Source organism: Methanosarcina barkeri MS (genome assembly GCF_000970025.1).
Classification (GTDB): Archaea; Halobacteriota; Methanosarcinia; order Methanosarcinales; family Methanosarcinaceae; genus Methanosarcina; species Methanosarcina barkeri.
Genome location: NZ_CP009528.1, coordinates 1,418,063 through 1,433,711, shown reverse-complemented (window position 1 = coordinate 1,433,711; position 15,649 = coordinate 1,418,063). Strand labels below are relative to the sequence as shown.

Annotated in this window: 11 protein-coding genes and 1 pseudogene; 4 read left to right on the top strand and 8 right to left on the bottom strand. The window is 36.7% G+C overall.

Features of this window, described 5'->3' with window-relative positions:
- Positions 1 to 507: 507 nt before the first annotated feature.
- From MSBRM_RS05795 to MSBRM_RS05785, 3 genes and pseudogenes are all read right to left on the bottom strand, one after another.
- Positions 508 to 723: a hypothetical protein gene (locus MSBRM_RS05795; RefSeq protein ID WP_048119001.1), complete on the bottom strand. Its 216-nt coding sequence runs from the start codon at positions 721 to 723 to the stop codon at positions 508 to 510.
- Between the two features lie 1,185 nt (positions 724 to 1,908).
- Positions 1,909 to 2,905 (bottom strand): annotated as a pseudogene (locus tag MSBRM_RS05790) (IS4 family transposase).
- Between the two features lie 402 nt (positions 2,906 to 3,307).
- The gene (locus MSBRM_RS05785) at positions 3,308 to 3,676 is read right to left on the bottom strand and encodes a DsrE family protein (RefSeq protein ID WP_048119002.1); all 369 of its coding nucleotides are present in this window, start codon (positions 3,674 to 3,676) and stop codon (positions 3,308 to 3,310) included.
- Positions 3,677 to 4,572: 896 nt separating this feature from the next.
- On the opposite strand from MSBRM_RS05785, the gene MSBRM_RS05780 reads away from it, so the two are divergent.
- Positions 4,573 to 4,752 carry an MM0924 family protein gene (locus MSBRM_RS05780; protein ID WP_048119005.1) on the top strand — a complete coding sequence of 60 codons (180 nt, stop codon included), beginning with the start codon at positions 4,573 to 4,575 and terminating at the stop codon, positions 4,750 to 4,752.
- Between the two features lie 377 nt (positions 4,753 to 5,129).
- Here MSBRM_RS05780 and MSBRM_RS05775 read toward each other — a convergent pair whose 3' ends face one another.
- The 5 genes from MSBRM_RS05775 to MSBRM_RS05755 form a co-directional block, all read right to left on the bottom strand.
- Positions 5,130 to 6,491: an energy-coupling factor ABC transporter ATP-binding protein gene (locus MSBRM_RS05775; protein WP_048119008.1), complete on the bottom strand. Its 1,362-nt coding sequence runs from the start codon at positions 6,489 to 6,491 to the stop codon at positions 5,130 to 5,132.
- Positions 6,492 to 6,502: 11 nt separating this feature from the next.
- Positions 6,503 to 7,285 carry a cobalt ECF transporter T component CbiQ gene (cbiQ, locus tag MSBRM_RS05770; RefSeq protein ID WP_048119010.1) on the bottom strand — a complete coding sequence of 261 codons (783 nt, stop codon included), beginning with the start codon at positions 7,283 to 7,285 and terminating at the stop codon, positions 6,503 to 6,505.
- A gap of 121 nt (positions 7,286 to 7,406) precedes the next feature.
- Positions 7,407 to 8,549 (bottom strand): cation diffusion facilitator family transporter, encoded by a 1,143-nt coding sequence (locus MSBRM_RS05765; protein WP_048123055.1) that lies wholly within the window; start codon positions 8,547 to 8,549, stop codon positions 7,407 to 7,409.
- Between the two features lie 1,239 nt (positions 8,550 to 9,788).
- Positions 9,789 to 10,124, bottom strand: a complete 336-nt coding sequence (locus MSBRM_RS05760) for an energy-coupling factor ABC transporter substrate-binding protein (protein ID WP_048119013.1) — start codon at positions 10,122 to 10,124, stop codon at positions 9,789 to 9,791.
- Positions 10,121 to 10,828: an energy-coupling factor ABC transporter permease gene (locus tag MSBRM_RS05755; RefSeq protein ID WP_048119015.1), complete on the bottom strand. Its 708-nt coding sequence runs from the start codon at positions 10,826 to 10,828 to the stop codon at positions 10,121 to 10,123. The genes MSBRM_RS05760 and MSBRM_RS05755 overlap by 4 nt, the downstream gene beginning before the upstream one ends.
- Before the next feature lie 1,115 nt (positions 10,829 to 11,943).
- On the opposite strand from MSBRM_RS05755, the gene MSBRM_RS05750 reads away from it, so the two are divergent.
- The 3 genes from MSBRM_RS05750 (at position 11,944) to MSBRM_RS05740 (ending at position 15,395) form a co-directional block, all read left to right on the top strand.
- Entirely contained in the window at positions 11,944 to 12,555 is a 612-nt protein-coding gene (locus MSBRM_RS05750; RefSeq protein WP_048119018.1) for a hypothetical protein, read from the top strand.
- 320 nt (positions 12,556 to 12,875) lie between these two features.
- On the top strand, positions 12,876 to 14,792 hold the full coding sequence (locus MSBRM_RS05745; RefSeq protein WP_048154993.1) for a right-handed parallel beta-helix repeat-containing protein: 1,917 nt from the start codon (positions 12,876 to 12,878) through the stop codon (positions 14,790 to 14,792).
- A gap of 54 nt (positions 14,793 to 14,846) precedes the next feature.
- Positions 14,847 to 15,395 (top strand): cobalamin B12-binding domain-containing protein, encoded by a 549-nt coding sequence (locus MSBRM_RS05740; protein ID WP_048119022.1) that lies wholly within the window; start codon positions 14,847 to 14,849, stop codon positions 15,393 to 15,395.
- The last annotated feature ends 254 nt before the right edge of the window (positions 15,396 to 15,649 follow it).

The window sequence follows — 15,649 nt, the reverse complement described above, 5'->3', positions numbered from 1 at the left end:
TCTGAATGCTGCAATTAACACGGATGTCCAGGAGGCCCTTTTCCTATTCGAGAGCCCGGTGCTTGAAGGGCATCGTCGCGAATTTGCTGTAAATCCTATGCCAATTTTTTATATACTGTGTGTAATTTTGTTCTTTCGACATGGAATTTTCTACTTTGTAATTTTTTGTTGTACTTACAGAAGATTAGGCACACTGCCGCTTCGAGATAACATAAATATAAAAATAAGGGATTATCCGTTTTTGAGCCATTGAAATTAAAATCTCTTTTGCACCTAAAGTCAAAGACGACGTTCTGACACGTGTAAAAAAACATGAAAAACTGGGTTCTGCTGCAAAAAATCTGGTTATTTTACAAAATTAGTGAGTAACTTTGCAATTAGAAAAGTTAACCACTCTTATCATCTAGAAAAATGGTACATAAAGGTATTAATTATAACTTTAAAGTGCGAGAAGAAAATTTTTGCAACACAACCCTTTCATTTGTTTGTGCCTATTTTGCAAGAATTTCATGCTCGTTTGAACCCGCTATTAAGTCTTGATAACTGCTGTGCAAGTATTGCACACTCCTGTCCGATAGCAGCAGCAAGCATCGGATCAAAGCTGCTTCCGAGTCCACCAAAATCAAACTCGGTGTCTCCTTCTATATTTACCCCTTCAAGAGATAGTATTTGTGCGTCTTTGACTATGTCTTTTACTTCTGATAACTTAATTTTCTTTGTCATGTAAACCTCACTTTATCCGTAAGTTTTTCGTTTGATAAGTGACTATATAAATAAAGTATAAATACAGATTTTACTATTCGACATGAAAGTACAGGTTTTGTTACAAAAATCCTGAAAGTTAACAAATCTAATCACCTAGAATGGTACATAAAAGTATCAATTATAGCCTTAAAGTACGAGAAGAAAATTTTTGCAACACAACTGGGGATTTGGGGCCCCAATGAAGGAACCCTAATTTGTTTATATTCAGTTTCAATAGTTTTTTAATCTTTGAGGCAAATTTTTAGAATGTTTTTTTGGTGAAGCCTCTGGCTTATGTAGTTGATACTGATTTTTCAATACCTTCGCATTAGTTTTCAAGGCGGAAGTAATGCTCTGTCAAATTGTTTGACATCTTTACTTCCAAGCACTACTTATAGAAGTTGTTTTATATAAATATAACAAAAATGATAATAAGTTTGAGCTTTATGGGTAAAATAAACACATTATAGGTATTTTTTACCAACCCCACTTATCCGGTCTTATTGGTCCTTGGCAAATCAGTCAAGACTGTTTTTCTCTGAAAATACCTGCACTCAGAAGAGTTACACTGGGAAATAAATGAAGGCCTGAATGTTAGATCGTCCATCATTATGCGGTTGGTGTTTTCATGACTTATTATCCAGTGCTAGAAATTTTTTATGTTTCGTGCATCAAGCTTGCTATTAACCTTATTAAATTGCACAAAAGGCATGATGCACCACTAAAAGTGTTTTGGAAACAACATCAACTAACTAATAATATGCGAACTGCTTCTATTAATTGACTATAAATAATAAAAAAGAAAAAATATAGGAGGTTTACAGGCAAATCATTCCCTGAAGACTGCAGGTTTAAGGAGATATAAAATGGAAAATTACTCCTGGAAGACTACAGATTTAAGGAGGATACAAAATGGAACCTTAAAGGATAAATCAAGTAAATCTGATTTGCCCATATATGAAATAACTTTTAGATATATATAGATTTCGTATTCATAGGACCTTACCTATAAAAACAGTAAATATTAAAACAAGTAAAAGTGAATAAGTTAATATATACTGGAAATGAAAAAAATAGCAGAAATAAATAAAAGACTCCATTGGTCATCGGTTAAGGATTTATTTCCGTCTTCTGTTACTTTTTTTGAATCCAATTTTTCATTTATTACTCAAACCATTCATCTCTAAACCCTTCTCTGTTTACATGAGGATCTAATGCTTGACTTTCATATACGCTCATTATCGTTTCAACTTTGAATTCCACATCTATGCAGAATTACTGTTAACAAATCTGATGCATTCTCTGCAAATATTGTACTCCAACGTAACTGTGTATATCTAGCCATTTTTTCAGGATGAGTTGTTGATTTTCTTACAAGAGAATAGATTCTTCTGCTAACGATTAGTGTCAATATTGCTGTCCAGATTAGAGCTTCAATTACCTGCACATTCTTTGTTTCAAGAACGTCCAGCGAGTATTTGCTTTTCAATTCCTTAAACAACAGTTCTATGTCCCATCTTGCTCCATATAAGTTTGCAATGTCTTTTGCATTCAAAATATCTTTCTGAATATTTGTGATATAAATATGGTACTTTTCATCCTCGTCATTATAGACTGCAACAAGACGTACAATCATCTCATCCTGTTTTTGCTTGCCTTTATGCTCTCTTCTTTTGAATTCTATTTTTACAACTGCATCAAGATCTTTCCCAGAAAGTTGTTTAATGCATTCACTAACAGTTTTTCCAGCGAACTCCTTGCTTTTTGTCTTAGAAAGTCCCACTTCAACAGAAACAAGAATAGGATCCATATTTTTCCTTATTCTTTAAACAAAATATCCTCCATTTTCCTCAACCCTTGCAAACATCTGAGTTTTGTAAAAACCAAGATCAACAAGCAGAATTCTGGAGTAAAACGATAGTACCAGCTGCTATCACTTATGGTTTTTTGTGACTCAGTTTCATATTCTCGTTTTAAACTGGCAAGTGTACGCTGCAAGCGGACACCAAAACTGAGAGTTAAAATCCAAAAGATAATGACAGGGTCAATTTTACGTTCACGTACTATAAGACCAGTTTCTTTGGCAGTTTGCCTTAACCACTCTTTGGGAAAACATTTTTCGAAGAGAGTCTTCAAGAGTAGGTGGGGGACGAGGAGACATAGATACAGAGATATTTAGATTACTAATAGAAAAAAACACATACAAGAGAGGGGATTTAATGCTTAACCGATGACGTATGAAGCTGTCCCAGATTTGTGGCACCTTCACAGGGAAATATTAATACAGTGCCGTCACTTGATGATGATTTTGATTCAGACATGGCGTTCAAAACCCTCTTTCATTTTTATAAAAAAAAGCATTATGTCTCATATCTCGCACACTATATATCCCTCAAGAAAGGGGTAATAATTTATACCCGAAATCCTAACAAACTGACAAAAAATAGATATGGTAGGAAAAAATTGACAATACCTTCATAATTAAAACCACTAGTCAAGAATTTATTGTCTGGTTCATGAAGTGACTTAAAGGCATTCCGCAGCTTTTTTGAGAATCTAAGGCTTATAAGGTAATAATTAGCTGGTTTTCGTCTGTGTATATTAAAAAGAGTTCAGCCACCTCTTTTGAACAGATAAATTCGATTCCAGGGATTAATTCTTCTTTCTTAAGCCCAATCATATCAGAGGCAAGCTGGCAGCATTTAAACTCTACTCCCATGTCGATGCATTCCTGAACAGTAGAATCATATTTTGGTGATCCTCGGTTTTTATCTTTTTTTGCAAGCAACACTCCCATAGGTCCCCACAGAATAACCAGCACGTCGAGCCCCTTATTCCTATAGTATTTCGCAAACTTGAGAGTTTCCTTAGGGCTGGTGCTTTCGTACACCATATTTTTAAGCAGTAGTAATACCTTTTCGACTTTTGCCATAGAACTCCAGGTCTAAATTGATACCAGATAGCTAAATTGAACGAAAACAAAAATTTTTCTTTTACATTATTGGATTAAACCTATGCTTTCAGGAAGGAAATTCGAACTTCCTTGAAATGACGGCTAACCATCTTCCGGATAAAAATGGAGGAATATGAGGAGATTTTGAACCTCATGTAGAGGCTCTAGCTTTGGTTATGTTCTGTTTCAATGTTTTTTTGATGTTTGATAAAAAGTTCTGGAACTTTTCTCAGTGGTCATAGGTAGTTAAACTGGCCAATACATTTACTTTCAATCCCTTATTATCTAAGTCTCTTTATATAAATTTAACAAAACTGATAACAAGTTTGAGCTTTAAAGGTAATAGACACTTGATCAAAATCATTAAACAAAAGCTAAATCATTAAACAAGAGCTAAATCATCAAACAAGAACTAAATCATTAAACAAGAGCTAAATCACTAAACAAGAGATAAATCACTAAACAAGAGCTCATCATACACAGTATACGTCAATGCAAGTAGACACAAAAGCAATAGGTAGATCTCGGTAATCGGTCCCAGCTAATTGAAAAATATCATTTTAGATTGGTTTTCTACAATGAGGATAATAATATCCAGATAAACCTATCTTTTGCACACTTTTAAAGCAAGTAAATCTGATGAAAAATGTCATATAATTATCCTGGTAAAGTGGGAATCTTATAATGAATATTTATTAGAGAAAAAAACTAACTTAATTTCAAGGATCAACGGCTTTGCATCTTTAAAAATCAAATTTAATTTTTAAATACATTTATTACATATAAATGCGCAACTAGTAAATAGATAATGCATATTAGCCAATGTATTATCAAACAATTATAGCAGATACTAACAAGAAAATGGAGGAAACAAAATGTATCAATGCTTTATAGTAGAACATTACCTTAACAAGGCTGTAGACGTTTACTGCGGTGGGCCAGATGTTTTCAAGGGAACCATAGAAGCCTGTGCCGATAATGTCCTCACTCTCAAAAACGACGGAAAGTATACCCATGTAGCTATAGATAAAATAATCGCCATGTGGCCTCAGTAAATATATACAGAATTTTAAGACTTTTTATTTTTCTGTACTTCTTTTTTATTGGTCATCCAGTATTATATGGTTGATATTATATGGCTGATATTATATGGCTGATATTATATGGTTGATATTATATGGTTGATATTATATGGTTGATATTATATGGTTGATACTGCCATGATTAAATATTCGTATAACAAATAATTGAGTTTTTGTGCAAGGAGCGAAAGTCAGCTCCAGTTGTATTGTGGTTTGGAACAAAAAGGATCTGGAAACTACTTTATGAGCATTTGAGAATAATATCAACCAGACAATAGAGAACGACCAGTAAATTAATAGGAACGTTTATTCTACTTTGTTTGGATCCCAACTACAAGTTCTATTTTTAATCACACCTTAAGCGTTTCAGGGCTGTCCCCAGTTTCTCCGATCCACTGATGATCTTCTTTCCTGTTAACCACTCCAATAGTAAACTCTATCCCGCTTGTCTCCACATACTCCTTTATTCTCTTAAGGGCGTGGTCAACCATCCCGCCAGCCGTAAGGATAAGGCAACGTTTTCCGCAAAGTGCCGCCAGGATAGTTTTGTCTATAACACCAGAGGAAATATCCAACCTGATTCCGTCCTGCTCAGCAAGGATTTTACTTTTTTTACCCATTGCCCCGACAAAGATGATTTCTCCTTCCTTAAGGATTTGTTTTACTTCTGGAAGGGAATAGTTATCAGTATCATAAATCAGGACTCCACCAGCTTTGATCCCTTTACGCTTTAACTCAACAATAGCCCTTCCATCTGGATGGATATGCAACACAGTAGCATTAACAGCCTCGTAAGGAGACTGAGTTGCATACTGTCCGTACATGATCCCTAAGTTCAGGCTATCTCCTTCTTTGACTCCCGGAGGGACATCAACCCATATCAGGTCAATAGGTTTTAGGGTATTGACAAGTTCAGGGATGGTTTTTGGGGAATTTCCTCCCGATGCAAGCCCTCTTCTTTCGATTTCATGATAGATCTCAAGGGTAGTGGGCTGCCTGAGCCCAGTTTTTTTAAGGAGGTCAGAGTCTTTGAAAACTTCTGCCGGAGTACCCTGTCCTATAATTTTGCTGTTTGACAGCAGGAACACGTAATCAGACCAGCGGTATGCTAAATCCACATCATGAGTAGAGATAATAATAGTGCTCCCAAACTGGTTAAATTCGTTAAGCAAATCCATGATTTCATCCGCTCCTACAGGGTCAAGATTCGAGAGCGGTTCGTCAAGGATAATCACTTCAGGCTCCATTGCCATAATCCCGGCAATTGCAACTCGTTTTTTCTGTCCTCCACTTAGGTGATGGGGTGGCTTATCTTTTAGACGAGAGAGTCCCACCTGTTCAAGGGCTTGCTGTACACAGGTATCAACCCTTTCTTTTGAATAACCCAGATTTGCCGGCCCGAAAGCTACATCCTGGTACACTGTAGGGGCAAAGATCTGGTCATCGGAATTCTGAAAAACAATTCCTATGGATTTTCGGATTTCCCTGAGGGATTTTGAATCGTATTTAAAAGGAGTTCCATGGAAAAGGACCTCACCTTCAGCTGGTTTTAAGGTCCCGTTAAGTAAAAGAAAAAGCGTGGACTTTCCGGAGCCGTTTTGACCTACAAAGGCTACCTTTTTTCCTTTTTTGATTTCGATATTCAGGTCCTGAATAGCTACAGTTCCGTCAGGGTATCTATATTTAAGGCCCCTGGTCTCAAGAATGATCATGATCTGTTACCTCAAACAATGGATATGTTTTTTGTAAAATAAAACAGTGCAAGAGTTAAAATAAAGTAGGCAGAAGTTAAAAGTAATTCTGTCGCCTTTACAGGCCTCTTAACCTCAAAAAGAGTCATTTTTCCGTCATAGCACCTGGAATTCATTGCCAGAAAGAGTTTGTCTCCCTGCTCCCAGGAACGGATGAAAAGGGTGCTTGCAAGCATTCCAATAGAATTTATAGAACGCCTGAAGTTTGAGTACCCGAGTCTTACAGTCTGGGCATACCTTATGCAAAGAGCCATGTCCAGGAAAACAAAAATGTACCTGTAGATAAGCATTGAAAGTTCGATAAGAGATTCCGGAAGCCTGGCAGCTTTGAGTACGGCAAAAAGTTCGATCATGGGGGTTGTCAGTGCGAGGAAATAAAGACAGCACATCCCACTTATTGATCTTGCAAGTACCAGCATGGCAAGCTCAAATCCATCTGTTCTTACAGAGAGAGGATAGCCGAGGAATTTGAATGACAACAATTCAGGTCCCGATCCGGAAAAGAAGGCAATAATAAGAATACCTGCAATAGCAAAGCCCAAAGGAGCCAGCAAGAGCTTAAAATATGTTTTAAGAGGGGCCTTGCCAAGAGCCACTGTTGCAAAGCTCATGCATAATGCCATAAAAATAGGAGGAATTGGGGACGTGGCTGAAACTCCTGCAATTAAGCCGAATAATACTATCGCCAATTTCAACCAGTTGTTTCGATGCCTGAGGGGGCTCATTAGGGCATAATCGTCAAGGATATTGGTCATCAGGGAATCCTCAAGTAAAATAAAATCAAGTTGAGTTGAGTTTTGTTCTATATGATGGTTATTATATAATGGTTATGGTGGGCAAGAAACCTTATTACCTAAACCTGAATCTTTTGTGATCTTATTGGGAATAAGCAACTAAAATATTCTTTTGTTTCCCACGTATCTTTTCCAAATTTTTATGTCCGCAATGACAGCTTTCCCCTGAGGCTGTAAGTGGATCTACATGGATGGTTGTTCCAGATAGATAGAAAAAGTTCTCCAGAAGCTTTTCTCTTATCGCGTTAGCAATTTCATGTCCCTCTTCAACCGAAAGGGAAGGCTCAACGGAAGCATTAATCTCCGCATGGAGCTGATGTCCGATCCAGCGGACTCTAAGATCCGTAACTTCACAAACACCTTCAACGCTCTCAGCAATAATTTTTACGTTATCAATGACTTCAGGTTCAACGCCGTCAAGAAGGCGAGTAAACACGAGTTTACTTGTGTCAAAGACTATTTTCAGGATTGTTACTGTGATTAGCATACCAATGAGAGGATCAATCATCGGGTATCCTAGCCAAATTCCTGCAGCTCCGATAAGGACTGCAAGGCTGGTAAAGCCATCTACCCGAGCATGGTAGCCGTCAGCAATAAGAGCTGCACTCCCTATTTCTTTTCCGACTTTCATCCGAAACTGGGCTACTAACTCGTTTCCAACGCAGCCTATAATCCCTGCAACAACCACAGCCTGCAAATGCTCTATCGGTTGCGGGCTAAAGAAACGAGTTACAGATTCATATCCTGCTACAATTGCACTGAAAAGGATAAGGAAAACGATGATCACGCCTGCAAGATCTTCTACTCTACCATATCCGTAGGAGAAGCGTTTGCTTGGTTTTCTTCTGGCCAGGGAAAAAGCTATTGCAAGAGGAATTGCAGTAGATGCATCCCCGAAGTTGTGGATGGTGTCGGCAAGAAGGGCAACACTACCTGACATATAAACGATGAAAATCTGCAGAAGAGCTGTAACCATCAGCCCGATAAACGACCATTTGACAGCCCAGAGCCCTTTGCTAGTAGCAAGTATGGAAGGATCAACAGTTCCATGAGTATGGCTGTGCTTGTGAGAGTGTGTATGGGAATGATTGTGGGAGTGGTCATGAGAATGAACGTGAAAACTGGAGAGAAAATTGAAAAATCCTTTTTTACGGGTATTCTCATGGAGCTGTTTGGAACCGCTTCCCTTTCCATTGGGATAAGAATTAGAATTTTTTTCAGACATAACTGACCTCTTGATTAGTTTAATTATTGAACCTATCTTGAAACCCATTTTGTTCATGATCATTAAGGATTTCCAGAATTGTTCTTTCACGATAAGAAGCTAGATTGGTTACTGAAAGAACAAGATTCAAAGAGCAAATTTTGATCAACGATATAAGTTCAATGATCAACGGTATAAACTCAACAAGGACACTTGGAAGCAGTTTTATAAATAGGTATTTATCTTTAGAAAATAATTTTTTATGCAGGGTTTCATACGTTTTTCTGGAGAAATATTATATAAAGAAGCTTTCCATCATGAGCAGTTTATAGCTAATCTTCCTGAAAGAAGCAAAAAAATTAGATATTTATTACTGGAAATTAGATATGGGATATTTCTGTGTATTAACAATAGATCGTGATACTGATTTTTCGTATGGACTGACGAACTCATATAATGCTTCAATCTTTTAGTGCAGCGAAAAATTCGAATTTTTAATAAATATTAAAATTTTATTATCATAAATTTTCACAATATAATACAAATTTATGAGGAATTTATAAAATAATATATTTGATGAAAACAAGTAATAATGAATTACTAAGAAGTATAATTATATTTGAAAAACATGTACATGCGAAGTAGTAAATAAATGAAAAAACAGAGAAAACAATTAAATTTGTGTTTTCCTGTGAAATATACATAAATGTTTCATTCCTATTCCCCTAAACAAAAACTTTTATATATAATCAATTTTTGCAGAAATAAGGACTGGGGAAAAAGAGTTTCAGAAATCTGTTTGAAAAACTATATGCAAATATTCCATAGGAAAGCTCAAAATTACAAAGACAGCTGTATCATTTGGAAACAAAAAACTTATTGAGCTGTGGAGTTGCAGATAATCACAATCCACTTGAGACAATTAATTATATACGGGGTTTTGCCAAAGTTGATAAAATACTTTAAAAAATTGGACTAGAGCAAAAATGTTTGGTTTGTGCCCGGAAATTATTGATCAATTCCGAAAAAACGAGTATGAAAATCTTCGAATTACAGGCACAAAAATATGAAAGTACTTGAAACGACTTTCATGCCAAAAGAGTAAATCTCCCGAATTTGAGAAAAATAGGAATTCTTTTGCTTGTGGCTTTCAAGAACTCAAATCATTAACTAAAAATTAAAAACTAGAAGAGAAAAACTTTCCTTCCTAAAAGGAGGGAAAGGAAACATGGCAAAGAAAAAAATGTACAGAGGATGTTTTTATAGCGATTGTTTTTCAGTTTTACTTTCGGTTTTGAACCCGAGTTTTTTTTCATAGTTGCTTTTGGCCCTGTAATATCCAAGGAAATATCCAATGATCGATGCACCGATAGCTGCCTGTAAAGCAAATAAAAGACTTTCAATTTCACCACTTGGAGGTTCCCATATAGGTTCTGCAATAGGTTTGTAAGTCCCACCGGTAATTTCCTCAATAACACCTTCAGGTTTGTCGTCAGCTCCACCATATTCGGCATCTGTGGTCGAAGAGACATAAATAAACTGAGCTACGAAAATCAGGAGGATGGCAAGTACTATAAGTTCTAATTTTCTACTCATGCAGAGAGCCCCCTAAGTTTTCTTACAAGTGGTTCTCCAATAACTTTCATTTCAACTAATAAATCACTTTTAGCTTGTATGATATACTTGAAAAGCAGTGCACTGACAGCGCCTTCTACAATCGCCAACGGTATCTGAGTAATTGCAAAAATTGCCACAAATTTGCTGAATGAACTGAAGAACCCTCCAAAGGTAAGTATATTCCCTGCAGGAAACGCCAGAGCAAGTTCTGTAGAAGTCACAATGTAAGTAGCCCAGTCTCCAAGGGTTGCAGCCAAAAAGACAACTAGATAGAAATTGAGTTTGCCCTTCATCCCAGCCTTATAGATCAGGTATGACACTATCGGACCCACGATGCCCATGGAGAAGACATTTGCTCCAAGGGTGGTCAGGCCACCATGTGCCAGGAAAAGAGCCTGATAGATAAGTACAATTGTCGAGAGAACTGCAGTAATAGCAGGCCCAAATATGATTGCACCTATACCAGTTCCTGTTGGGTGAGAACAGCTTCCGGTAACTGAAGGCATTTTGAGTGATGAAAGGACGAAAATAAATGCACCTGCAACAGCAAGTACAGGTAAAATTCCGCGTTCTTCTTTCACTAGCTTATTCAGTTTGTAAACACCATATGCTACAACTGGTATTGATACTACAAACCATACTATACACCAAATAGCTGGTAAATACCCTTCCATTATGTGCATCGAATCACCATGATAATAAGGGAATAAAGTAAAGTTTATATAAAGTAAATATTATTGAGAGTAAAACAAGTTAAATTGCGTTAATTTGTACATAAAGGTTGCGGTGAATAAAAACAAGGGCGTAGGAGCTCAAAAAATTAATTTAAAGGTAAGAATGTTTTCAAAATACCATAAATATAAAATAAAACAAGCTAACTTGAATATAGATAATAGATAGATTCGAAAAGTATTTCTGCTTCTTTAGATTTATGCAATCTAGCTCTACCGAGTACAGGAAATGCACATGAAGTACAAAATCAAGTACGTCAAATAGTATAAATTTATATTTGAAACGGTAAAAAGTTTGAGACTATTGATTTTTCAATTCAAATGCTATTATTTCAACTGCTATTTTTATTGTTTGAACACATTTTATTTAATCTAAATTGCTTTAGTGGAACTTACAGAGATTCCAAAATAAGAACCTTTTAATTTGGATTCGAAAACAAGTTCCAAGGCAAATACGTGCTTTATTTGTCCATATTTTCGGTTTGAAGTACGATTTTTATAACTCAAATTTATTACCGATTTTTTCTTTAATTTTAAACATAATTATAACTATTTTTGGTTAAATGTGTTAGATCTATACTTATTTTACCTAAATAGGTAATAATTGTGAGCCAAAAACCGTTTTTTATATATTTTTCTACCAATGCTCCGAATATTGAAGTTTATGATACAGAATCGGCTGCTCATTAGTTTTAGGAAGTTCTGAGTTTGAATGACAAGTTTGAACCTAAACCTTTCAATTTTCATTATTAAAACTTAACGGCTGTTATCCTGTAAGTTCAGAAGGTATCTAACATTTTACGGAAAAGAAATTGATGGGTCATGCCATCTGGTTATTTTACTTTCCGGGTTCTCAATGATCTATGATACATTATCTGGGAATAGGATACGTACGACACAATCTGGGAATAGGATGCGTACGACACAAAAAATGTTATTGGAATTATTTACAGTGTTACTTTTAATACTAACACAGGAACGTATCGACTGATGAAAACAAGAGAAATAACTATAATTTTTCATATGTGAATCTCAAAGATTTGTGGCACATATTAGATGAGGATAACATGCATAAAAAGACTTACTTCTTGTTCTTAATCGCATTGCTTTTCCTGGTATTTTCACCAGGTGTACTGGCAGAAGAAAATAAGATAAACGTAACTTATATTGCATTTTCTCCAAGTGATGCCCTAGAGTTAGCCAGCCAGAAAAATTTGTACAATGAATTCATAGAATACACATATATCCCTGCATATAATTTCACCACATATTGTGCAAGTGACGAGCTGCTTGCAGCAGGAAAGAGTGGATTCCTAGAGACACAGGATGTAATCTTCTGCCAAATGCTTGACAAATCTGTATATGCTTCAATGGATGAAAATTTCAAAGCAGCTTCTGATAATGGAACCTCACTTATGGCAATTCAATCTTCAGACACACCTTCTTATTTTGCTTATGATTCTAACGGTTCTGTTGATGACCCTATCTGCAACTACTACAACAACATTAGCACTGAAGGAGGCGGACTTGAGAATGCGGAAGATCTATTGATATACCTTGTAACAGAAGGGCGTGTCCGTGGGTTATTTACTTCTTTTAATAAGAGCGTTGTAAAAGTTGAAGACTATCAAATTTATGATGAAAAGTTACTTACTTTATTTCAGCCAGATAACCCGTAACTTGCTGCGGGATGCGTCAGCGCAACTTTGTCAATAGAGGGAACTTACAGGAAAGGATAACGTTTGTTACCCAAATAATCAGATCTAAATAATAGTGTTTAAATTCCTTTTTAAATCCGCTAGTGGTCCCATTAAATATCATTTTTTAGGATTAGCTGGGTGCAGATTGTGATGAATTGCTCGGTAAATAGACTTTTACTTCTTGATCTTCAGAGTTTGTTCAAACCATATAAAGTGCCGGGTAGAAAGCCTCTCCTGGATCTTTTTAGAAATCAAGAGCGGAAACTAACCTGAATCCATCTATAGGTAGATGATATCTATTGAAAGGGAAAACAATACTCGTATTAACTGCCGTTTTTGTACTGTTAATCCTTATATCAAGCTCTGCGTCCGCAGCTACTCTCTGCGTGAAGGAAGGAGGAGGTGCGGGAAAATACGGAAGCCTTCAGGAAGCCATAAATGCCGCTGTTGAAGGGGATGTTATCCTCGTTAGGGAAGGGAGTTATAGTGAAAATGTACTTGTAAATAAATCTCTTGATATAATTGCCAGGAATCCATGCCCTGATAAAACCGTCATCACTGCTCTGGACCCCGAGCTCCCTGTACTCCATGTGACTTCTAATTCCGTAAATATCAGTGGATTTACTTTGAAAGGAGCAGATTCAGCATATGGGATTTATCTTGACAGGGTTTCGGAAAGCAACATCAGCAACAACTATTTTTCAGGAAACTGGAGAAGTATCATGTTAAAAAGTTCGCATAAGAACTCTCTGGAAAATAACTGCTTATCTAGCAGTGACAATGGAATCTGGCTTGAAAGTTCGAGACAAAACTTACTAAAAAACAACAAAGCGGATTCTAACCGTCATTACGGTTTCTATTTGAATGCATCCGAAAACAATACTTTTCAAAATAATTGTGCATTTAAGGACGCAATTGGCATTTACATGGAAAACTCTTCAGGCTGCCGTGTTATTGGCTCGGAAACCTCAAACAACTTTTACGGGATCTACCTTACCGGTTCTGGAGAAAGCCTGCTCGGAAACAACACCGCAAACTCAAATGAGATGTATGGCATATACTTGGGAAATTCGAATGGAAGCACTCTGGAAGGAAATATTGCAAACTCAAATATATGGGGGATTTATCTCGACTCAAGCTCCAACGTACTTAAAAACAACACAATGTCTTGCAACAACAGGAATTTCGGAGCCTATACATATCACTACACTGGTGAGATGAATAACACAATAGATACCAGCAACACCGTAGATGGAAAATCGATATACTATCTCTTAGGAGTTTCGAATAAGACTCTTGACTCTGATTCAAATGTAGGAGTTGTCTACTGCATTAACTGTAAAAATATAACTCTCAAAGACCTGGTTCTTAAAAACAACAGTTTTGGAGTTTACCTGTACAATACTCAAAACTCACTGCTTGAAGGAAACAATATTTCAAACAATGAACACGGAGTTTACCTTGGAAACTGTTCGGTAGTAACTCTCAGGGGTAATGATGCTAATTTGAATGAAGGTGATGCCTTCATCTTAAGCAACTGCAGGAACTGCCTTGTAAAGGAGAACAATGCTTCGAACAATATGGCAGGCATCTGGCTCTGTGATATCAGCAGAGACAATATCCTCAAAGAAAACACAGTTACTTCGAGTAGCTGGTGCTGCATAGACCTTGGGGATACAAGCTGCAACAATACTCTTGAAGGAAATACTCTTTCCGGGGCCTATGAAGGAATCTATCTGTACGGGGTCAGTGAGAAAAATACTTTGAACAACAACAATATTACGGCCAGCTCCTATGGATTATTTACGGAAGGCTGCGGCAATAACACTATTTCAAGGAATAAAATTTCAGATAATGATGTGGGAATATCTCTAAACTTGAATTGGACTGATGGTACAACCTCGAGCTACAACATTATCTACAACAACTATTTGAATAACAGTAAAAATGCCGAAGACTACGGGACAAATACCTGGAACATTTCAAAAACTGAAGGTGAAAATATCGTCGGAGGACCTTACCTGGGCGGGAATTTCTGGGCTTCTCCTGAAGGAAATGGTTTTTCAGAAACAGCTTTGGATGAAGATGGAGCTCTGATTGCAGACCTTCCTTACAATGTAACGGAAACGAACTATGACTATCTCCCCCTTGTATTCGAGAAGCCTGTAGAAAAAACCGAAAATAAGGATGGAAAAAAGTGCGAGAAAAGCAGGTAAATCTGGATAAAGAAAGAGGAGAAAAAAGCCTGTATAAAGAGAGGAGATAAAAATATGTACGGGAAAAATTTCAATTTATTGGTCCTGTTAATCCTGGTAATAGTTGTTGCTCAATTTGTCTTTCCGGTTTCGGCCGAAGCTTCTTGCAAACAAGGGAATGAGAGTTCTGGAACTGTCATAATCGGCACTGTTGAAGGGGATTCACACACTTTTGGGAAGGATAGTGTTGCGACTGCGCTTGAAGATGAAGGTTTTGAAGTAATTGATCTTGGAAACGGCGTATCGGCTGAAAGTTTTGCTGCAAATGCGAAAGAAAAGAAAGCCGATTTTGTGTTCAGTTTCGCCTCTATGAGTACTACAATGATCCACCAGATCCAGATTGAGGAGCAGCTCAAAGCTGCAGGGATCCGAGATAAGGTCATAACTGGTGTGGGTGGGTCGCTGGTGACTCAGGCCTGGTCTGACCAGATCGGAGCTGATATTTATACTGCAGGATCGGAAGACGCGGTGTCAAAAGCAAAATCGGCTCTACTGAAAAGTAACAAAAATGTTCCAAAAACCTGTTCAGCCAATAAAAGTGCCACTAAAAACCTTAACGTATAAATTTGTGACTACTAAATATTTGAAGAAGATTGGATTTTGAGAGGAGGAGTTTTCCTTTCCTCCAATCTTTAGTTGTGTCCATGAGGTGTTGCAAATCGTAATCTTAAGACTCTTTTTTACAGGTTTCCTATTTTGTCCGTAAATTCTAATTATATCAGTAAATTCAAATTTTATCAGTAAATTCAAATTTTATCAGTAAATTCAAATTTTATCAGTAAATTCAAATTTTATCAGTAAATTCAAATTTTATCAGT